Source organism: Blautia luti (assembly GCF_013304735.1).
Lineage (GTDB): Bacteria > Bacillota > Clostridia > Lachnospirales > Lachnospiraceae > Blautia_A.
On the sequence record NZ_JAAITI010000021.1, the window covers coordinates 1 to 20,115 of the forward strand.

At 43.8% G+C, this 20,115-nt stretch carries 15 protein-coding genes and 1 pseudogene; 11 read left to right on the plus strand and 5 right to left on the minus strand.

What is annotated here, in order from left to right; genetic code table 11:
- Positions 1-55: 55 nt before the first annotated feature.
- From G5B06_RS11790 to G5B06_RS11810, 6 genes and pseudogenes are all read left to right on the plus strand, one after another.
- Positions 56-226 (plus strand): annotated as a pseudogene (locus G5B06_RS11790) (XRE family transcriptional regulator); the annotation flags it as partial.
- A 7-nt stretch (positions 227-233) separates the two neighbouring features.
- The gene (locus tag G5B06_RS19410) at positions 234-3,260 is read left to right on the plus strand and encodes a metallophosphoesterase (RefSeq protein WP_173772134.1); all 3,027 of its coding nucleotides are present in this window, start codon (positions 234-236) and stop codon (positions 3,258-3,260) included.
- A gap of 462 nt (positions 3,261-3,722) precedes the next feature.
- Positions 3,723-4,079 carry a helix-turn-helix domain-containing protein gene (locus tag G5B06_RS11800; RefSeq protein ID WP_173772136.1) on the plus strand — a complete coding sequence of 119 codons (357 nt, stop codon included), beginning with the start codon at positions 3,723-3,725 and terminating at the stop codon, positions 4,077-4,079.
- Between the two features lie 2 nt (positions 4,080-4,081).
- Positions 4,082-4,471 (plus strand): hypothetical protein, encoded by a 390-nt coding sequence (locus tag G5B06_RS18780; protein WP_202030856.1) that lies wholly within the window; start codon positions 4,082-4,084, stop codon positions 4,469-4,471.
- A gap of 45 nt (positions 4,472-4,516) precedes the next feature.
- Positions 4,517-4,915 (plus strand): hypothetical protein, encoded by a 399-nt coding sequence (locus G5B06_RS18785; protein WP_202030857.1) that lies wholly within the window; start codon positions 4,517-4,519, stop codon positions 4,913-4,915.
- A gap of 15 nt (positions 4,916-4,930) precedes the next feature.
- A complete protein-coding gene (locus tag G5B06_RS11810; RefSeq protein WP_173772138.1) occupies positions 4,931-6,436 on the plus strand; it encodes a recombinase family protein in 1,506 nt (501 codons plus the stop codon).
- Positions 6,437-6,513: 77 nt separating this feature from the next.
- On the opposite strand, the gene G5B06_RS11815 is transcribed toward G5B06_RS11810, so the two are convergent.
- The 3 genes from G5B06_RS11815 to G5B06_RS11825 all read right to left on the minus strand — a co-directional run bounded on the left by G5B06_RS11815 (position 6,514) and on the right by G5B06_RS11825 (position 11,357).
- Positions 6,514-7,560 (minus strand): transglutaminase domain-containing protein, encoded by a 1,047-nt coding sequence (locus G5B06_RS11815; RefSeq protein ID WP_173772140.1) that lies wholly within the window; start codon positions 7,558-7,560, stop codon positions 6,514-6,516.
- A 147-nt stretch (positions 7,561-7,707) separates the two neighbouring features.
- Positions 7,708-9,594 carry an ABC transporter ATP-binding protein gene (locus tag G5B06_RS11820; RefSeq protein WP_173772161.1) on the minus strand — a complete coding sequence of 629 codons (1,887 nt, stop codon included), beginning with the start codon at positions 9,592-9,594 and terminating at the stop codon, positions 7,708-7,710.
- An 11-nt stretch (positions 9,595-9,605) separates the two neighbouring features.
- Entirely contained in the window at positions 9,606-11,357 is a 1,752-nt protein-coding gene (locus tag G5B06_RS11825) for an ABC transporter ATP-binding protein (RefSeq protein WP_021976390.1), read from the minus strand.
- Positions 11,358-11,623: 266 nt separating this feature from the next.
- Here G5B06_RS11825 and G5B06_RS11830 point away from each other — a divergent pair, with 266 nt between their 5' ends.
- Complete coding sequence (locus G5B06_RS11830; protein WP_021976391.1) at positions 11,624-12,016, plus strand: metal-dependent transcriptional regulator; 393 nt, start codon at positions 11,624-11,626, stop codon at positions 12,014-12,016.
- Between the two features lie 111 nt (positions 12,017-12,127).
- Here G5B06_RS11830 and G5B06_RS11835 read toward each other — a convergent pair whose 3' ends face one another.
- Both G5B06_RS11835 and G5B06_RS11840 read right to left on the minus strand, forming a co-directional pair.
- Entirely contained in the window at positions 12,128-13,057 is a 930-nt protein-coding gene (locus G5B06_RS11835) for a DMT family transporter (RefSeq protein WP_173762647.1), read from the minus strand.
- A 119-nt stretch (positions 13,058-13,176) separates the two neighbouring features.
- The gene (locus G5B06_RS11840) at positions 13,177-14,409 is read right to left on the minus strand and encodes an argininosuccinate synthase (RefSeq protein WP_021976393.1); all 1,233 of its coding nucleotides are present in this window, start codon (positions 14,407-14,409) and stop codon (positions 13,177-13,179) included.
- A gap of 429 nt (positions 14,410-14,838) precedes the next feature.
- On the opposite strand from G5B06_RS11840, the gene argC reads away from it, so the two are divergent.
- The 4 genes from argC (at position 14,839) to G5B06_RS11860 (ending at position 19,763) form a co-directional block, all read left to right on the plus strand.
- A complete protein-coding gene (argC, locus tag G5B06_RS11845; RefSeq protein WP_021976394.1) occupies positions 14,839-15,879 on the plus strand; it encodes an N-acetyl-gamma-glutamyl-phosphate reductase in 1,041 nt (346 codons plus the stop codon).
- Positions 15,880-15,915: 36 nt separating this feature from the next.
- Positions 15,916-17,139, plus strand: a complete 1,224-nt coding sequence (gene argJ / locus G5B06_RS11850; protein WP_173772142.1) for a bifunctional glutamate N-acetyltransferase/amino-acid acetyltransferase ArgJ — start codon at positions 15,916-15,918, stop codon at positions 17,137-17,139.
- Between the two features lie 550 nt (positions 17,140-17,689).
- On the plus strand, positions 17,690-18,586 hold the full coding sequence (argB, locus tag G5B06_RS11855; protein WP_118062712.1) for an acetylglutamate kinase: 897 nt from the start codon (positions 17,690-17,692) through the stop codon (positions 18,584-18,586).
- Positions 18,573-19,763 (plus strand): aspartate aminotransferase family protein, encoded by a 1,191-nt coding sequence (locus tag G5B06_RS11860; RefSeq protein ID WP_119247803.1) that lies wholly within the window; start codon positions 18,573-18,575, stop codon positions 19,761-19,763. The genes argB and G5B06_RS11860 overlap by 14 nt, the downstream gene beginning before the upstream one ends.
- Positions 19,764-20,115: the final 352 nt, after the last annotated feature.

The following is a 20,115-nucleotide window of genomic DNA, read 5'->3' on the forward strand; positions in this document are numbered from 1 at the left end:
GAATAGTCCCTTATAGGGACAGAGCAAGCCACCCGCTAAGCGGGTGGTCTTGACTCAGACTATGCGGGACACGCTTGCAGAGCCAAAACAGAAACTGATTTCTATGGACGATGTAACTTCTGTGATTGCCGGACAGATTGGGCAGATTCTTCCGATGGACGAGGAAACGGCGGAACAATTCCGGCAGTTGGCGAAGAAAATGATTAAACAGGCAGAGAAAGGGTGAAAATGCTGTGGCACAATCAGAAATAAAGAAAATAATCAGGCAATTAAAGAAAAAAGAGATTAGAGTTTTTGATGTTTCAGAGGAATATGAGAATGAAATTCAGATTGTAACTTTTGAACGAAAAGCGGGATTGCGCATAACTGGAAAAAAAGGATTCGATATTATCTCAAATACCTTTTTTGTTGAAGAAACCTTAATTCACATTGATACAGATAGTGAACAACGAAAGAAAGATATTTTCTTATCCTTTGATGATTTTGATTCTTATTTTGATTTTTTAAACGGAGATATTTATGAAAATGCTTGCTATACATTTTGTCCTTTTTCGAAGCTCTCTACTTCTAAAAGAATTGATGCAGAAAAGTTAATGGCAAAAAAAGCATTTATCGAAGATACAATAGATGATTATTCATTGTCATTATCGAATAAAGAACAAGAAGGTTATGAGAAAGGCAAACAAATTCATAAATCATGTCAACAGTGGAACAAAAAATTTAGTAATTGTAATAGCTATGATGAATTAGTAAAAGTCGTGGAGAATTATAAAAAATCTAAGATTTCTTCCATTGTAGATGTCAGCTTTTTCTTCTTTCAATACATTTTTGCAGATGTTGAGAATAAAAAAAGATTCTCTATTATTATGGAATACATGTCCTCCGGTGCTTATCCTGAATACAAAATGATAAATGCTTTATGTTCAATATATGATCCTGATGATGTTATGCAATCGTTTAATTATTCTTTAGGAGCAAAGGGAACAATATATAAGCATAAGAAGAAATTAAAAGAGTATATTGATCTCTTGAAAGAGGGAGAAATTGATTTTTATTCAGAAGCATTGTTTGACAAGGAAACGCACTACTATTGTGAAAAAACTAAAGGATATCAAAAGAATAATACATATTTTCCAATCACAACAATTTATAGGTATTTTGAAACATTTGATGAGTTTGTTAATTATCGAAATGGGGATTTGACATATTGCGATTTATCAGATGCACTTGAATGTAATGCGGATTTTTCTAAGTATATCGTTGATGAAACAACAAAGCTTCCGATTCATGCAAATATGGATGTCACATATTCTGTAAAGAAATACTATCATAACAGAAAATTTTATGTAACACAGAAGTGGCTCAATAAATCTGGTAGTATACTTAAAGAATATAATCATACATTTAACTATTTTTTTGATTTTGTTGCTTTTCTTAAAGGAAATCTGTCCAATGCAAATTTGCTTTTTTGTGATGGAATTGACAATTTAGATCAGTGGGATTTTATTGACTTTACAGGTGCAAAACTGAAAAGCAGCTTGTGTGAAAAGTTTGGTTTACAATATGATACTTATACAATTAACTTGAATGTTATAGAATCCTTTGAGTGTATTGAAAAAAATGAATCCGAAACTGCTTTAGTTCTTCAATCTTCGAGAGATTTGGTATCGGAAGTAGCAGGACGAGACTTATCATATTTCGATTGGGCTTTTGATAACAAATGCCAAAGAGTTCACTATATTTCAGATCTTCATCTTATGCACAGAATACAAAATGCAGGCTGTCGTTCAAAAGAAGATATTATATATGTAATTCAAAGAATAGTTAATACTATTGCTAATGAAGCAGGATGCTTATTATTGATTGACGGTGATGTGTCATCAGATATTGGAATATTCCAGTTATTTGTAAAGATGCTTTCCAAAACATTACGCCGAAACACACAGGTTGTGTTTACGATTGGAAATCATGAGTTATGGAGTTTTCCGGGCTTTCAAATAGAGCAGATTGTTTCAAAGTATCGAACTATTTTGGAAAAGCATGGTATGTATTTACTTCATAACGATCTTCTTTACAAAGAAGATTGTAGTTTGCTTGCTGATCCGAAAACAGGAATACACCTGATTAAATACCATGATTTGTGCAAAATGAATGAACTGCAAATTGCTGACCGCTTGCGAAGTGCAAGATATGTGATTCTCGGCGGATTGGGCTTTTCAGGATATAATACAGAGTTTAATGCTGATAATGGCATTTATCGAATGACTATGGACAGGACTACTGAAATAAAAGAATCTAAAATTTTTGAAGATTTGTATAATCGGTTATGCCCTATTCTTGCAAATAAGAATGCAATTATTTTAACACATACACCCAAAAAAGATTGGTGCAGAGAAGCAGAACCTGATAAAAATTATGTTTATGTAAGTGGACATACACACAGGAATTTTTTCCATGACGATGGTGAATATAGAGTTTATTCAGACAATCAAGTTGGATACCATATCGAAACCCCTCACTTGAAAACTTTTTTAATTGATAACGATTATGATTGCTTTTCTGATTATGAGGATGGTATATTTGAGATTACGAGTGAGCAGTACAATGACTTCTACCGAGGGAAAAATATATCAATGACTTTCCAACGAGAAGTAAATGTACTCTATATGTTAAAAAAGAATGAGTATTACTGTTTTATTCACAAATCAAGAAGTGGTAGTCTTACTATCCTTAACGGTGGCACCATGAAAAAATTGGAAATTCAAGATGTTCAGTATTATTATGATAATATGGATACCATGATTTCTACGATAAAAACGCCGCTGGACAAGTTTACTTCATTTCAAAAACGAATTGCAGATATGGTAAAACAAATTGGTGGAATTGGCGCAATTCATGGTAGCATAGTTGACATTGATTTTTATAATCATATATATGTGAATCCATTTGACTTATCAATAACAGGGTATTGGGCATCAGATATAATTAACAAAATTGTATATCCGTCTATTCCTGCCTTATTAGAAAAAAATTGCCCTATAATGTTTGGCGAATATGTTAAACTTCTTAAAGGTAATAGTGAAAATCCATTAGCGTTGAAACAACAAACAAATATTACAGTATTACCACAGACATATCTTGATACGGATATTTACAAGGCTTCAAGAGAAATAAAGAAGATGCAAAAACTTAGTTCAAACATATTAACTTCTTGGTATGAAGATACTCTACATAAAAGAACTAAAATTGAACTTACATAGAAAGTTTTGCTTATTGGGACTTATGAAAAAATGCGATTGTAAATCATGGGAGTAGGATAAGCGAAGCTCCCTTCATATACGCCCTGTCTGCTGATGAACCCAACCCTGTGCTTGCTGCTTCAAATGCTCTTGCCCTCCCGGTTGGCAACCTCATTTTCGCAGCAACGCCGACAGAGCGTATAACACACTATACTTTGCAAGCAAAGTCGTGTGCCAAAGGGGTACCCTTTGGAAACCCTATTTTAGAGGAAGCGTGTAGCCACACTTCCTCCAAAATGAAAAATAAGCGGTCACAATCTGCTGTAAAACCACAGTCGGATTGACCGCTTATTTTGTTGTAACCCTCCCCGTTTTCTTTATCCGCTTTACGAGTATATTCCTCAAAAATATGCTCAATACGGGTTGGAATAAAACCTTAAAAATGATATACTACGCATAGAGGAAACAAGGAGGTTACAGCCCATGAAAGAATTAGGAGAACGCCTGCGGAGATTGCGGGAAAGTGTGAAGCTGTCGCAGGTAAAGATGGCAGAACTTTTGGGAGTGAAGCAGTCCAGTATCAATCGTTATGAGCAGGGGCAGTCGGCTCCCTCTTTGGAAACGCTTGTAAGGTATGCGGATTATTTTGATGTATCATTGGATTACCTGCTTGCCCGGACAGACAATCCGCAAGGCAAGCTATATGAACACCGTCCGAAGATTGCGCCGGGGAGTGAGGAAATGAAGCAGTTTATTGAAATGTGTTTTGATCCGCAATCTCCGCTGAATGAAAAATTAAAACAGACGCTTCTTGAAATGATGAATGATAGGAGGAAATAATTATGGCAATAATTCCGGAATTTTTTATAAATTCTGTTACATCAATCGGTGTACGTAATGGTGCTGGTATTTCATGGACAGGTACAGGATTTTTTATAGTTAGAGTGTTTGATGCAGAAGGAAACGCACGTCCGATGCTTGTCACTAACAAGCATGTACTGGCAAATAAATGCAGTATTGTACTACGGTTGAAAAAAAGAGACAATAGTACATTAGATATTGTAGATGCAGCACTTTATGAGAATGGAGTAAAATTATATTATGAACATCCAAATGCAAATGTCGATATAGCTGTTCTTCCTTTAAATGGGAAATTTATAACAGATAACAATATAGAATTTGCAGCATTTGATATTGATAAACATGCAATGACATCTGAAGAATTACGATAAGAAGGGGTTGACGAAGGAACACTGATACATATGTTGGGGTTTCCTATGGGACTTGTAAATATAAATTCTAATTTACCTATTTGTCGTTTGGGGTGTATTGCTAGAATTAGTGCTGCACAAATACTAGAGTCTTATAATATTCTTGCTGATATACAGAATTTTCCGGGCAATTCGGGAAGCCCAATTGTCACTAGACCAGAAATAGTTTCAATAGAAGGTACGAAATCGTTGAATAAATCTGTATTAGTTGGAATTGTTCATTCGTATATTCCGTATAGAGAAAATTTAATCAATAGTCAAACCCAGCAAGTTGTAGAAATACGAAGTGAAAATAGTGGAATTGCATTAATTCATCCAGTTGAATTTATTAGAGAGGTTGTAGATGAAATCGTAAAGCCTTTCAATGAGAAGGCTAATTCGCAAAACCAAACGGAAGAAGAATAATTGGAGAGATGCAAAATGAAAGGTGTTATCTATGCCCGCTATTCTTCCGACAATCAGAGAGAAGAAAGTATTGAGGGACAGTTGCGGGAATGTAAGGAGTATGCAGAGCGCAACGATATTACAATTTTAGGAACTTATATTGACAGGGCATTGTCAGCAAAAACAGATAACCGCCCCGAATTTCAACACATGATTAAAGACAGCGCAAAAGGCTTATTTGATGTTGTCCTTGTATGGAAATTAGACCGCTTTGCCCGGAACCGTTACGACAGCGCACGATATAAAAATCTTTTGAAAAAGAACGGTGTGAAAGTCATTTCCGCAAGGGAAAATATCTCCGAGGGCAGCGAGGGAATTATTCTGGAAGCCATGTTGGAGGGATATGCGGAATACTATTCTGCGGAGCTCTCTGAAAAGGTTATCCGGGGACTGACCGACAATGCGCTGAAATGTAAATACAACGGCGGTACTGTTCCGATGGGATATTATATTGACGAACAGCAGTATTATCAAATCGACCCCAAGACTGCCCCGGTGGTACTGGAAATGTTTACAAAGTACAGCGAGGGGGCAACCATGCAGGAGCTTGTTAATCTATTGAACAGTCGGGGTATGCGTTCCATTCGTGGCGGGAAAATTACGCTGAATATTATGAACCATTTGTTGAAAAACCGCCGCTATATGGGCGAGTACAGTTATCGTGATGTAGTCAAAGAGGACGGTATTCTAGCGATTGTCCCGAAAGAATTATTTGAACGGGTACAGAAACGGCTGGCGAAGAACAAAAAGGCTCCTGCCCGTCACAAAGCCGAGGACGATTACCTTTTGACAACGAAGCTGTACTGTGGGAAATGCGGCTCCTTTATGGTGGGAGAAAGCGGCACAAGCCATACGATGAAAGTACACCGTTATTATCGCTGTGTGAATACCAAGAAAAAGAAGCTCTGCGACAAGAAAGCAGTCAAGAAAGACTGGATTGAAGATTTGGTTGTCAACTATACCATGAAAGCAATTATGAATGATGCAGTCATGGAACGGCTGATTGATATGCTGATGGAGTTGCAGAAGAAAGAAAGCACCGATCTGCCCCTTTTGAAAAAGCAGCTTGCAGAAACGGAAAAAGGTATTAACAATATGCTCAACGCCATTCAAGCAGGAATTTTTACCCCGTCCACCAAGCAAAGACTGGACGAGTTGGAGGAAACCAAAAGCCAACTTGAAGTCAGCATTTTGCAGGAGGAAATGCACAAGCCCCTGCTTACAAGAGAACAGATTGCATTTTTCATTTACCGTTTCCGCAAATTTGATGTGACAAAGCGGGAACAGCGGCAAAGACTGATTGACAGTTTTGTAAATGCGGTGTATCTTTATGAGGACAAGATAATCCTTACTTTCAACTATAAGGACGGTTCTAAGACTATCACACTGGCGGAAGTTGAGGGTTCGGATTTATCCGTACTCGGTGCAGTGATCAAGAGGCTTTCTATAAATCTGATTTATGGAAAGTCTTTTAATTTTTAGAATTATATTCACAGAAAAATGCCACATATGCATAATGATATGTGGCATTTTGACGCTATCGAATTTCTTAAATGACGTTACAGTTTCTCCCCTTCATTCACTTCCTCAATAAACACCTTCCCTTCCGCCTGCTGTTCCGCAAAATGAAATCGCAGTACAGCCTGAGGCCAGTTGAGTGTGATGATGGCTTTTTTGTCCCGTGTCTTTCCTGCGGCCTGGATCTGATCTACAAGGTCTGCGAGGACTTCACGGGTGAGATATCCGCCTCGCCAGTGGAAGGTGAATTCGCGGCCTTTTTTTGCAGCCTGGAGGGCACGTTTGTATACGTCTTCCAATTTGGTGAAGGACAGCTTTTTCTCGCGGTAATAAAAGTGGTTTCCATCCGGGCAGGGAGGTGCCGGAGCGATCAGTGGTTCATGGTCACGGAAGATGTTTTTGTCATCCAGATTAAAATAATCGTAACGGATACTGGTTGAGCCGTCTTCGTTTTTGCCCAGAGTATTATCGAAAGTGGCATCCAGATGATAGTACTGTCCGTTGATCCGGACGATGTTCCAGGTATGACGGTATTTGATCCCTTTTTCCGGATTGTTCCCGCAGATGGCGATAATACACCATACACCAAGGGCATCACAGAGGACCTTTACGGATTTGGCGATTCCCTCGCAGACACCGACACCATGGCCCAGAGGCCCGATGATCTCGTGGGAATATGGCTTTTTCAGTTTGTCGTAGCGGATATTTTCGCAGATGAAGTCATGGACATATTTTTCCTTATCCCACTCGGAAAACTTCATGGCGGTGCGCACAAGCTTGTCTACGCGGGCTCCCAGGGCTTTCTGATGCTTCCGGATTTTATTTTTGTCGAAGATATATTCAGGGATCAGTATCAGATTTGGCGAGTCCTTGTAATAACGGTATTTAAATCCCACAGCCCAGAAAATCTCCGGGTGATCCAGACGAAGCTGGAAAAATACATCATAGAGCCAGTTTCCATCGGTGGTTGGTACCTGCGGGATCAGGAACTCGTCGGAAAGCTCCATAAGCCCGTGAAGCATTGCACGGTACACGTTTTGTTTATCTTTCGACATTTTGCCGTAGTAATATTCTTCAGTTTGTTTCATATATAAAAATACGGAGACTCCTTTCCGGAAAAATAGATTTCAATCAAAGATTATAGCATAAAAAAACATGCAGGACTATCAGAAAAGATACACCCTGCATGTTTTTGGTATTGAATATTTTAGATCGAAAATAACTGTGAGCCTGGATCAGCCGTTATACAGCTGATAATACCGGCCCTTCTGTGCAAGCAGCTCCTCGTGGGAACCACGCTCGATGATGTGTCCCTGCTCCAGGACCATGATGCAGTCACTGTTGCGTACTGTGGAAAGTCTGTGGGCGATCACAAAGGTCGTTCTGCCTTCCATCAGCTTATCCATACCATCCTGTACAAGCTTTTCGGTACGGGTATCAATGGAGCTGGTGGCCTCGTCCAGGATCAGGACGGGTGGGTCTGCAACAGCTGCACGGGCAATGGAGAGAAGCTGTCGCTGGCCCTGACTTAAGTTTGCACCGTTTCCGCGGAGAAGGGTATTATAACCCTGCGGAAGCCTGCGGATGAAACCGTCGGCGTTGGCAAGCTTTGCTGCTGCGATAACCTCCTCATCTGTGGCATCCAGCTTTCCGTAGCGGATATTTTCCATAACGGTTGCTGTGAACAGGTTGGTATCCTGAAGAACGATGCCCATGGAGCGTCTGAGATCATCTTTTTTGATCTTGGTGATGTTGATGCCGTCATAACGGATCTTACCCTTCTGAATGTCGTAAAAACGGTTCAGAAGATTGGTGATGGTGGTTTTCCCGGCGCCGGTAGAGCCTACAAAAGCGATCTTCTGGCCTGGCTGTGCATACATGTTGATGTCATGGAGAACGATCTTGTTGGAATTATAACCAAAGTCTACATCCTCCAGGACCATATCACCCTTCAGCTCGATATAATCAGTGGTACCCTCAGCTTTGTGGAAATGCTTCCATGCCCAGCGGCCGGTACGTTTGTCGGATTCGGTAAGAACACCGTTTTCCTCTTTTGCATTGACGAGAGTAACGTAGCCTTCATCCACTTCCGGTTTTTCATCCAGAAGATCAAAGATACGTTTTGCACCTGCAAGAGCCATAACAATACTATTGAACTGCTGGCTGACCTGGTTGATAGGCATGTTGAAGCTCTTATTGAAGGTCAGGAAGCTGGCAAGCCCGCCAAGTGTGAAGCTGCCGATGCCGTTGATAGCAAGGATACCGCCCACCATGGCGCAGATTACATAGCTGACATTTCCAAGCTGTGCGACCACAGGCATCAGGATGTTGGCAAAACGGTTTGCATTGTCTGCGCTGGTGAAAAGCTGGTCGTTCAGTTCATCGAATTTCCGGATGCTTTCGTCTTCATGGCAGAAGACCTTGACAACCTTCTGACCCTCCATCATCTCTTCGATATAACCATTGACAATACCAAGGTTGGTCTGCTGCTCCAGGAAATATTTTCCGCTTAAGCCCGCAAGTTTCCGGCTGGCAGTCAGCATAATGGCAACCATAAGCAGAGTCACGAAAGTAAGCGGAACGTTGAGGATCAGCATACTTACAAGAACACTGACAATGGTGATCACACTGGAAAGCAGCTGTGGGAAACTCTGGCTGATCATCTGGCGCAGGGTATCAATGTCGTTGGTGTAGATGGACATGATATCACCGTGTGCGTGGGTATCAAAATATTTGATGGGAAGTGTTTCCATTTTTGCAAACATGTCGTTTCGGAGGTTACGTAAAGTTCCCTGGGAAACATTGATCATGATACGGTTATAAGTATAGGTGGCAATAACACCGATGGCGTAAAAACATGCCACACGTGCGATTGCAGCAGTTAAAGGCCCGAAGTCCGGTGTATCTGCCTTAAGAAGAGGCGTGATATACTGGTCAATCAGGGTTTTCATGAACATGGTTCCCTGTACATTGGCAAGAACGCTGACAAAAATGCAGATCACCACGATCACGATATGGATACTGTAGTTCTTAAAAATATAACGGGAAAGGCGTCCCAGAAGTTTTCCTGGCTGTTCCGGCGCTCCCATGCCTTTTGGTCCAGGACCACCCGGACCTTTCATGTTCTGTTTTTTCAAGCCGGATCACCTCCCTCGTCAAAATCACCGGCACCGCCGGTCTGTGAATTGAATACATCCTGATAAATGGCGTTGGTCTTAAGAAGTTCCTCATGGGTACCAAATCCGTTGATCTCGCCGTTGTCCATAACGATGATGCGGTCTGCATTCTGGATACTGGAAACACGCTGGGCGATGATCAGCTTGGTGGTATCCGGGATCTCTTCTGCAAAAGCACGGCGGATTTTTGCGTCTGTGGCAGTATCTACCGCACTGGTGGAATCGTCCAGGATCAGTATCTTCGGTTTCTTCAGAAGAGCACGGGCGATACAGAGACGCTGTTTCTGACCTCCGGAAACGTTGGAACCGCCCTGTTCAATGAAAGTATTGTATTTATCCGGCATTTTTTCGATGAAATCATCGGCGCAGGCAAGCTGGCATGCACGGCGGCATTCTTCTTCCGTGGCGTTTTTGTCACCCCAGCGGAGATTTTCCAGAATGGTTCCTGAGAAGAGGACGTTCTTCTGAAGGACAACGGAAACCTGGTTCCTGAGAGATTCCAGGTGGTATTTGCGGACATCGATGCCTCCCACCAGAACAGAACCGTCCGTTACGTCATAAAGACGGCTGATCAGGTTTACAAGACTGGATTTGGCACTTCCGGTACCGCCGATGATTCCGATGGTCTCGCCGGAGCGGATGGAAAGGTTGATGTCTTTTAAGACCGGTTCTTTGCTGTCTTTCTTATAACTGAAGTTTACGTGGTCGAAGACGATGCTTCCGTCCGGAACTTTTGTTACCGGGTTCTCCGGGTCAGTGATATCAGCAGTATCGTTGATGACTTCCGTAACACGCTCGGCACTGGCAATACTCATGGTCACCATAACAAAAACCATGGAGAGCATCATCAGGCTCATGAGAATGTTCATGCAGTAAGTGAGAAGGCTCATAAGCTCACCGGTAGTAAGCGTGCTGCCCACGATCATTTTTGCGCCAAGCCAGCTGATTCCAAGGATGCAGGCGTAAACGGTAAACTGCATCAGAGGCATGTTCATAACAACGATCTTCTCGGCACTTAAGAACATTTCGTATACTTTGTTACAGGCTTTCTGAAATTTGCTGATCTCGTAGTCTTCACGGACATAGGCTTTGACAACACGGACGGCACCGATATTTTCCTGGACACTTGCGTTCAGGTCATCGTATTTGCGGAACACAGTCTGGAAATATTTCGTTGCTTTCCGCATGATAAAGATCAGACAGGCACCGAGGAAGATCACCGCGATCAGATAAATGCTTGCAAGTTTGGCGTTGATGAGAAATGCCATGACCATGGCACAGATCAGGCTGGCCGGTGCACGGGTACACATACGCAGGATCATCTGATAGGCATTCTGCAGGTTGGTCACATCTGTGGTAAGACGGGTGATCAGGCCGGCAGTGCTGTATTTGTCGATGTTGGAAAAAGAAAAGGTCTGGATGTTGGTGTACATGGCTTTTCGGAGGTTTCTGGCAAAGCCTGTGGAGGCCAGTGCTCCGTATTTTCCGCCCATGACGCCGGACCAGAGTCCGCACAGGGCAAGAACTACCATAACTCCACCCATCCGATAGATATGGCCGATATTTCCGGCTTCCACACCCTTATCAATGATGGAAGCCATGGCCAGGGGGATCAGAGTCTCAAAGAGAACTTCCAGGATCATGAAAAAAGGCGTGAGAAACGAGGCCTTTTTAAACTCCCTGACCTGGGCCAGAAGGGTTTTGAGCATAAAAAATCTCCTTTCTTTTACTGTTCAAAAAGATAGCACCCCTGGAAAAAAGTTCCGGGCTGCTACAGAACAGATGTATTGTTCAGATACTATTATCAGGTAAAATATTTTTAATGTCAAGACAAATATGTGTGAAATACTTGACATAACATCATTTAAGCGGTATATTAAAAGTTAATATTCACCTGTGAAATAGGGGCGAGAATGCAATTCAGATCCCTTTAGAGGGTCTATATAGAGTTTAATTTTTGTAGGGAGGATTTTATATGGAAATCAGACAGTCAGCAGAGGATTACCTGGAATCAATTCTGGTTTTATCGAAGAAGGGCGGCGGGGTTCGTTCCATTGATATTGCTACCAGACTTGGCGTTTCCAAGCCAAGTGTCAGCCATGCGATGAAGCTTCTCCGTGAGGACGGATATATTGCCATGGACCGTTACGGTACTGTGACACTTCTGGAGAAGGGCGCAGAGATCGCCAACCAGATCTATGAGAGACACACCGTACTTGCCAAGATGCTGGAGGGACTTGGAGTTCCGGCAGAGATTGCACTGGAAGATGCCTGCAAGATGGAGCACGATATCAGCCAGGAGAGCTTTGAGAAGATCAAGGCGCATTATAATAACTTTATTAAGAGAGACGAAGCAGCAGCGGAGTAAATGAAGTGACCGGCCAGTATCCACACGGGGCGGCAGTGAAAGCCAATGAAAGATAAAAAAGAAGTGCATGAGAAGCGTGATAACTTTTCATGCACTTTATTGTTTATCTGCCTATTTCGCAGAAGATTTCTCCGGCAGCTGTGCCAGGATGATAGCCGCGAACATGATGACGCATCCAAGAAGCTCTTTTGCGGAAAGCTTCTGTCCAAGGATGACCCAGCCTGCAAGTACGGAGATACAGGATTCCAGGGAAAGAATCAGAGAAGCTACCGTTGGATTGACATTTTTCTGGCCTACGATCTGCAGAGTGTAGGCAACGCCGCAGGACATGATTCCGGCATATAGGATGGGAAGCCATGCGGTGAGGATGGAGGAAATCTGCGGATGTTCAAGGATAAGGGCCGGGATCATGGACAGGATCCCGCAGATCAGAAACTGGATGCAGGAGAGTTTTACCCCGTCCGTTTTCGGGGAAAAATAGTCAATGACCAGAATGTGCAGAGAAAAAAGAAACGCACACACCAGCACCAGAATATCTCCGCGACCAATGGAAAAACCATCCGTGATGCAGAGAAGATAAAGACCGATCAGAGCCATGACAACGGCTGCCCAGATAAAGGGACTGCATTTCTTTTTCAGGAAAAGTCCGATAATCGGGACAATGACAATATAGCAGGCAGTGATAAAACCGGCTTTTCCCACCGTTGTATATTTGATGCCGAACTGCTGGAAGTTGCTGGCTGCAAAAAGTGCTATGCCGCAGGCGATACCGCCGATCCAGAGATCGCGGGTTTTGTATGGAGAAGATGTGGTTGTTGATGTTGAGGGATCTGCCGCTGCAGAAGCTGTATCTTTGGAGCGGTTTAAGAGAAAGATCACCGGCACCAGAACAGCAGCACCGATCAGGGAACGGACGCCGTTAAAAGTAAAAGGACCTACATATTCCATGCCTACACTCTGGGCGACAAAGGCGATTCCCCAGATGGTAGCGGCCAGAAGCAGGCAGAGAGAATTTTTCAGAGGCATTTTCTGTGTGTTCATGATAAAAGAATCCTTTCGCGTATTATGTGGTCAAAGCGATATATAAGAAAAGACCCCGGGGAACTTCAGATAGCTTCCCGGGGCATTTTTATGATCTGTCGGAACCGTGTCCGGCAAAATTAGTTCTGATTCTGGTTGTTCTTAACTTCTGCAAGCTTCATAGCACGAACTTTCAGCGGCAGACCGAACAGAGTGATGAATCCGTCAGCGTCGTGGTGGTCATACATATCACCGGTTGTGAAGGAAGCAAGGGACTCATTGTAAAGGCTGTATGGAGAAGTTGTACCATTCTTGATGATGTTTCCTTTGTAAAGTTTGAATTTAACTTCACCGGTAACATATTTCTGAGTGGATTCAACAAATGCCTGGATAGCCTCACGGAGTGGTGTGTACCATTTTCCCTCGTAAACAACCTGTGCAAACTGGCTGCCCAGTTTCTTCTTGGCTTCCATTGTCTCACGGTCAAGGATCAGCTCCTCAAGCTGGTCATGAGCTGCCATCAGGATTGTTCCGCCAGGAGTCTCATAAACACCACGGGATTTCATACCAACAACACGGTTCTCAACGATGTCAACGATACCGATACCGTTCTCGCCGCCAAGTTTGTTCAGCTCAGTGATGATCTCGGAAACTTTCATTGCCTTTCCGTTGAGAGTTTTCGGAACACCCTGCTCAAATGTCATGGTAACTTCTGTTTCTTTATCAGGAGCTTTCTCCGGTGTTACGCTTAATACAAGCATGTCATCGTAGTTCGGAGCCTGGGAAGGATCCTCAAGTTCCAGTCCCTCGTGGCTGATGTGCCAGAGGTTTCTGTCACGGCTGTAGCTGTGGCTTGCATCGAACGGAAGAGTGATGCCGTGAGCTTTACAGAACTCGATCTCATCTTCACGGGACTGCATGGTCCACAGATCTGTCATACGCCATGGAGCGATGATTTTGATGTCCGGAGCAAGAGCTTTGATACCAAGTTCGAAACGGATCTGGTCATTTCCTTTACCTGTAGCACCGTGGCAGATTGCAACAGCGCCTTCTTTACGTGCGATCTCAACCAGTTTCTTGGCGATAACCGGACGAGCCATGGAAGTTCCGAGAAGATAGGAATGCTCATATACAGCACCGGCCTCTACACATGGCATGATGAAATCATCGCAGAACTCATCAACAATATCTTCAATATATAATTTGGAAGCACCGGACATTTTTGCTCTCTCTTCAAGACCGTCCAGCTCATTTCCCTGTCCGCAGTTTACACAGCAGCAGACAACGTCATAATCAAATGTTTCTTTCAGCCACGGGATCAGGGCTGTGGTATCAAGACCACCGGAATACGCTAAAACAACTTTTTCTTTCATAATATATGTCCTCCTGGGATTTTTTGAAATTTTGTATCGCTCCGGACATTTCCGGGACGGTGAATTTTTTTACGTTATCTGGAAAAATTATGCTGTTTTATAACTTTACCAGAGTGAATAAATATTCATGCGTGACAAAACAAAATTTTCGGCTGTCCTGTCGACATGGCTTAATATACACCAGATTTTATAAATATGCAAGAGATAATTTGAAAAATATGAAAAATTTTTTGCATAAAAATGCATCGAAAAACGGGCAATATTATAAGAAAATACATAAAAAACAGAAAAGACCGTGAAAAATCAAAGAAAATGACTATTGCATAATATGCAGAGAAGATGTATAATCTATCCATTGACAAGGCGGACATATGAGGAACGCCTTTTTACTTAAGCCGTAAGAGATACGGCAGAGGAGGAATGTGAAAGATGATTAAAGCAGGAATTATCGGTGCGACAGGATACGCAGGAAATGAGATCGTAAGACTTCTTCTTGGACACAAGGACGTTGAGATCAAATGGTTCGGTTCCCGAAGCTACATAGATCAGCAGTATGCAGATATTTATCAGAACTTTTTCAAACTGGTGGATGCCAAATGTATGGATGACAATATGGCGGCACTTGCAGATGAGGTGGACGTGATCTTTACCGCAACCCCGCAGGGCCTTTGTGCATCCCTTATTAATGAAGAAATCCTTTCCAAATGTAAGGTGATCGACTTAAGCGCGGACTTCCGTATTAAAGATGTGAAGAAATATGAAAAATGGTACGGAATCGAGCACAAAGCACCGCAGTTTATTGATGAAGCAGTTTACGGTCTCTGCGAGATCAACCGTGAGGATATCAAAAAGGCACGGCTGATCGCCAACCCGGGATGCTATCCGACATGCTCCACACTGTCTATTTATCCGCTGTTAAAAGAAGGCCTCATTGATCCGAACACTATTATCATTGATGCAAAGTCCGGAACATCCGGAGCAGGAAGAGGAGCTAAAGTTCCGAATCTTTACTGTGAGGTAAACGAGAGTATTAAAGCTTACGGCGTTGCCACACACAGACATACACCGGAGATTGAGGACCAGCTTGGATACGCATGCGGACAGGAAGTGCTGATCAACTTTACCCCGCATCTTGTTCCGATGAACAGAGGAATCCTGGTAACTGCATATGCTTCCCTGACAAAGGATGTTACCTATGAGGAAGTAAAAGCGGCCTATGACAAATATTATAAAGATGAGTTCTTTGTACGTGTGCTGAACAAAGATGTATGCCCGCAGACAAGAAACGTGGAAGGCAGCAACTTTGTAGATGTAAACTTCAAGATCGATCCGAGAACTAAGAGAGTTATCATGATGGGCGCCATCGACAACCTGGTAAAAGGTGCCGCAGGACAGGCCGTTCAGAACATGAACCTGATGTTTGGATTCGACGAGAACGAAGGACTGAAACAGATCCCGATGTGCCCGTAAAACACAGAGGATTTCAGACGAGAGGAGACATAGAATATGAAGATCATCGATGGCGGCGTTACAGCCGCAAAAGGTTTTGAGGCAGCGTCAACTGCAGCAGAGATCAAATATAAAGGCCGTACCGATATGGCCATGGTATTCAGTGAAGTTCCCTGTGTGGCTGCAGGAACATTCACGACCAATGTGGTAAAAGCAGCTCCTGTAAGATGGGATCAGGACATTGTATACAATCATCAGGGCGCAAGAGCCGTGATCTGCAACAGCGGAATCGCCAACGCATGTACCGGTGAGGAAGGATTCGGTTACTGCAGAGAAACAGCCAAGGCAGCATCCGAAAGCCTTGGAATCCCGGAAGACAGCGTGCTGGTAGCATCCACAGGTGTCATCGGAATGCAGCTTCCGATCGACCGTATCGCAAACGGAGTAAAAGCCATGGCGCCGAAGCTTGAGGGAAGCCGCGAGGCAGGCCTTGAGGCAGCAAAAGCCATCATGACAACCGACACCGAGAAGAAAGAGGCAGCTGTAGAGATCGAGATCGGCGGAAAAACCGTAACCGTAGGCGGTATGTGCAAAGGTTCCGGAATGATCCACCCGAATATGTGCACAATGCTTGGATTCATCACCAGTGATGTGGACATCTCCAAGGAACTTCTTCAGGAAGCACTCAGCGAGGACATCAAAGATACCTACAACATGGTATCTGTTGACGGAGACACCTCCACAAACGACACGGTTCTCCTCCTGGCAAATGGTCAGGCCGGCAATCCGAAGATCACAGAGAAAAACGCAGATTATGAAGAGTTCAAAAAAGCCCTCAACTACGTAAACACAACCCTCGCCAAAAAGATCGCAGGGGACGGAGAAGGCGCAACCGCGCTCTTCGAGGTCAAAGTCATCGGCGCAGCCACCAAGGCAGAAGCCGTAACCTTAAGTAAATCCGTAGTAACCTCTTCCTTAACAAAAGCAGCCATCTACGGCCACGACGCAAACTGGGGCAGAATCCTCTGCGCCCTCGGCTACTCCGGAGTCCAGTTCGACCCAGAAAAAGTGGATCTCTACTTTGAGAGCAAAGCAGGAAAAATAAAGATCATTGAAAATGGAGTTTCTACAGGATACAGTGAAGAGGAAGCTACAAAGATCCTCTCTGAAGACGCTGTGACAGCCATTGCTGATATGAAGATGGGCGAGGCCAGTGCAACCGCATGGGGATGCGACCTTACTTATGATTATGTAAAAATCAATGCGGATTATCGTTCTTGATGTAAGAGCTCTGTAGAACGGTTTTTTATGGTGGATTTTATATGTAATTTTGTTTCAGTTTGTAAGCTGAGAAAACCCTTAGGGGGAGCGAGCTCGGAGTTGCGAAGCCCGCACGCTCCCCCTAAGAACCCCCTCCGTTGGGCACGCTTGGTTGTGGTGTGTTGAACGTTAGTTGACGAAGACTGAGTGACGAACATGAGAAACTTCAGGGCGGGAGCTTGGAAGTTGAGCCATGTTAAACGTCAGTCGCCAAAGGCAGACTGACGGGCTGTTCGCCTTCGGCGAAAGCGCGTCGGAGGTGGCTGCCTGCGGCAGCCTATCCGCAGCAGGCGCTTTGCCCGCGGTGCGGGCAACAGCCCGTTCTCCGTGGCCGGAGGGGAGGAGCGCGAGGAGGGGAAACGGCCTTCGGAACTCCGAGTGCTTCCCCTCCTCGCAAATCCCACAGCTATCAGCTGAGACAAAACTATAATTTATAAAGAAAAAACGTCCAACATACAACAAAAAAACCTTTTTCAACCCATATCATTTTTCAAAAAAAGGAGATACCCATATGGTGAATCAGAAATATCTTGACAAAGCAGAGGTTCTCATAGAAGCCCTGCCATACATTCAGCGGTTTAACCGCAAAATTGTAGTCATCAAATACGGCGGAAGCGCTATGCTTGATGAAGAATTAAAACGTAACGTCATCAAGGACGCAGTCCTCCTGAAGCTGGTTGGCTTCAAACCGATCATCGTCCATGGCGGCGGCAAGGAAATCAGCCGCTGGGTGGGCAAAGTTGGCATGGAGCCTCGTTTCGTAAACGGTCTCCGTGTAACAGACAAAGACACCATGGAGATCGCAGAGATGGTTCTCGCAAAAGTCAACAAAGAACTTGTTACTTTAGTAGAATCTCTCGGCGTTCAGGCTGTAGGTGTCAGCGGTAAAGACGGTGGTCTTCTCCAGTGCAAAAAGAAACTTTCCAAAGGCGAGGACATCGGCTACGTAGGTGAAGTCACAAAAGTCAATCCAAAGATCCTCCAGGACCTTCTGGAAAGAGACTTCCTTCCGATCGTATTCCCAATCGGTTTTGACGAGAATTTTGATTCCTACAACATTAACGCAGATGATGCAGCCTGCGCTATTGCAGAGGCGGTCAATGCAGAGAAACTTGCCTTCCTTTCCGATATTGAAGGTGTATACAGAGACGCTTCCGATCCGTCCACTCTGATCTCCGAACTTCGTGTAGATGAGGCTGAGAACCTGATCTCCGATGGTACTGTCGGCGGCGGAATGATCCCGAAACTGAAAAACTGCATCGATGCCATCGAGCATGGTGTAAACAGAGTCCATATCCTTGATGGAAGGATCCCGCACAGCTTACTGCTTGAGATCTTTACAAACAAAGGTATTGGTACCGCAATTTTAAAAGATGATGGGGAGAAATATTACAATGAGCATGAATGAACTGATGGAAGAATCAGAAGCCAGTATTCTTCATACATATAACCGTTTTCCGGTAGTTTTTGAAAAAGGCGAGGGCTGCCACCTCTATGATTCCGAAGGAAAGGAATATCTGGATTTTGCAGCAGGTATCGCTGTAAATGCACTGGGGTATCATTACCCGGGCTATGACGAAGCATTGAAAGCCCAGATCGACAAACTGATGCACATTTCCAACCTGTATTACAATGAGCCGATCATTGATGCAGGTGCCAAACTTGTACAGGCAAGTCATATGGAAAAAGCATTCTTCACAAACAGTGGTACAGAGGCTATCGAGGGTGCTCTGAAAGCTGCCAAGAAATATGCCTACGAGAGAGATGGCCATGCAGATCATGAGATCATTGCCATGAACCATTCTTTCCACGGCCGCAGCATCGGTGCACTTTCCGTGACAGGTACTGCACACTACAGAGAGCCTTTTGAGCCTTTGATGGGTGGCGTAAAATTTGCGGATTTCAATGACCTTGAGAGCGTAAAAGCTCAGGTTACAGACAAGACCTGTGCCATCATCGCCGAGACTGTACAGGGCGAGGGAGGTATTTACCCGGCTACCAAAGAGTTCCTGGAAGGCTTGCGTAAGCTCTGTGATGAGAAAGATATCATCCTGATCCTGGACGAGATCCAGTGTGGTATGGGACGTACAGGACATTATTTCGCATGGCAGGCATACGGCGTACAGCCGGATATCATGACCTGTGCCAAAGCTCTTGGCTGCGGTGTTCCGGTAGGTGCTTTTGTTCTGAATAAGAAAGCAGCGGCAGCATCCCTGAAGCCAGGCGATCATGGAACCACTTACGGTGGAAATCCGTTTGTATGCGCGGCGGTCAGCAAGGTATTTGATATCTTCGAAAAAGACCAGATCCTTTCTCATGTACAGGGCCTGACCCCGTATCTGGAGGAAAAACTGGACGAACTGGTTGCAAAACATGAATGTGCGGAAGTAAGAAGAGGCAAAGGCTTCATGCAGGGTATCGTGATCAAAGGACGCCCGGTAGGAGATGTTGTGAAAAAAGCTCTTGCAAAAGGTCTCCTCGTGATCTCAGCAGGAAGCGACGTTCTCCGTCTTGTTCCTCCCCTTGTGATCACAAAAGAGGATATTGACAAAATGGCCGAGATCCTTGACGAGTGCATGGAATAAATAACAGAGATCTTCTGGCGAGGGAAGCCCAAAGCAGGCTTCAGGAGCAGAAAAACGAAAGATCATAGTTCAGGGAAATCCTGATACAGGACAGCAGTATTTTTTGGTTGGCAGATAACCGGCCAGGGAAAGATACTGCTGTTTTTTTGTTCCACAGAAAATGGTGTCCTGCAGTAAAAACAGGATTTTGGATATGAGGAGTCATGCCTGCCGAAACGTAAACACATCACAGCATCAATATATATATAATATATAACAGACATATCAAACAGTATTCAAAAATCTGGTTGTGTGTTAAAAAATAAACAAAAGTCGTCACGACACACCAACAAAATGCACAAAAAAATGAGCA

Bases quoted from the DNA above. Each gene is read 5' to 3' on its own strand.
- G5B06_RS11800 (WP_173772136.1), top strand. From the start codon at position 3,723: ATGAAAGAATTAGGAGAACGCCTGCGGAGATTGCGGGAAAGTGTGAAG.
- G5B06_RS18780 (WP_202030856.1), top strand. From the start codon at position 4,082: ATGGCAATAATTCCGGAATTTTTTATAAATTCTGTTACATCAATCGGT.
- G5B06_RS18785 (WP_202030857.1), top strand. From the start codon at position 4,517: ATGGGACTTGTAAATATAAATTCTAATTTACCTATTTGTCGTTTGGGG.
- G5B06_RS11810 (WP_173772138.1), top strand. From the start codon at position 4,931: ATGAAAGGTGTTATCTATGCCCGCTATTCTTCCGACAATCAGAGAGAA.
- G5B06_RS11815 (WP_173772140.1), bottom strand. From the start codon at position 7,560: ATGAAACAAACTGAAGAATATTACTACGGCAAAATGTCGAAAGATAAA.
- G5B06_RS11820 (WP_173772161.1), bottom strand. From the start codon at position 9,594: ATGAAAGGTCCGGGTGGTCCTGGACCAAAAGGCATGGGAGCGCCGGAA.
- G5B06_RS11825 (WP_021976390.1), bottom strand. From the start codon at position 11,357: ATGCTCAAAACCCTTCTGGCCCAGGTCAGGGAGTTTAAAAAGGCCTCG.
- G5B06_RS11830 (WP_021976391.1), top strand. From the start codon at position 11,624: ATGGAAATCAGACAGTCAGCAGAGGATTACCTGGAATCAATTCTGGTT.
- G5B06_RS11835 (WP_173762647.1), bottom strand. From the start codon at position 13,057: ATGAACACACAGAAAATGCCTCTGAAAAATTCTCTCTGCCTGCTTCTG.
- G5B06_RS11840 (WP_021976393.1), bottom strand. From the start codon at position 14,409: ATGAAAGAAAAAGTTGTTTTAGCGTATTCCGGTGGTCTTGATACCACA.
- argC (WP_021976394.1), top strand. From the start codon at position 14,839: ATGATTAAAGCAGGAATTATCGGTGCGACAGGATACGCAGGAAATGAG.
- argJ (WP_173772142.1), top strand. From the start codon at position 15,916: ATGAAGATCATCGATGGCGGCGTTACAGCCGCAAAAGGTTTTGAGGCA.
- argB (WP_118062712.1), top strand. From the start codon at position 17,690: ATGGTGAATCAGAAATATCTTGACAAAGCAGAGGTTCTCATAGAAGCC.
- G5B06_RS11860 (WP_119247803.1), top strand. From the start codon at position 18,573: ATGAGCATGAATGAACTGATGGAAGAATCAGAAGCCAGTATTCTTCAT.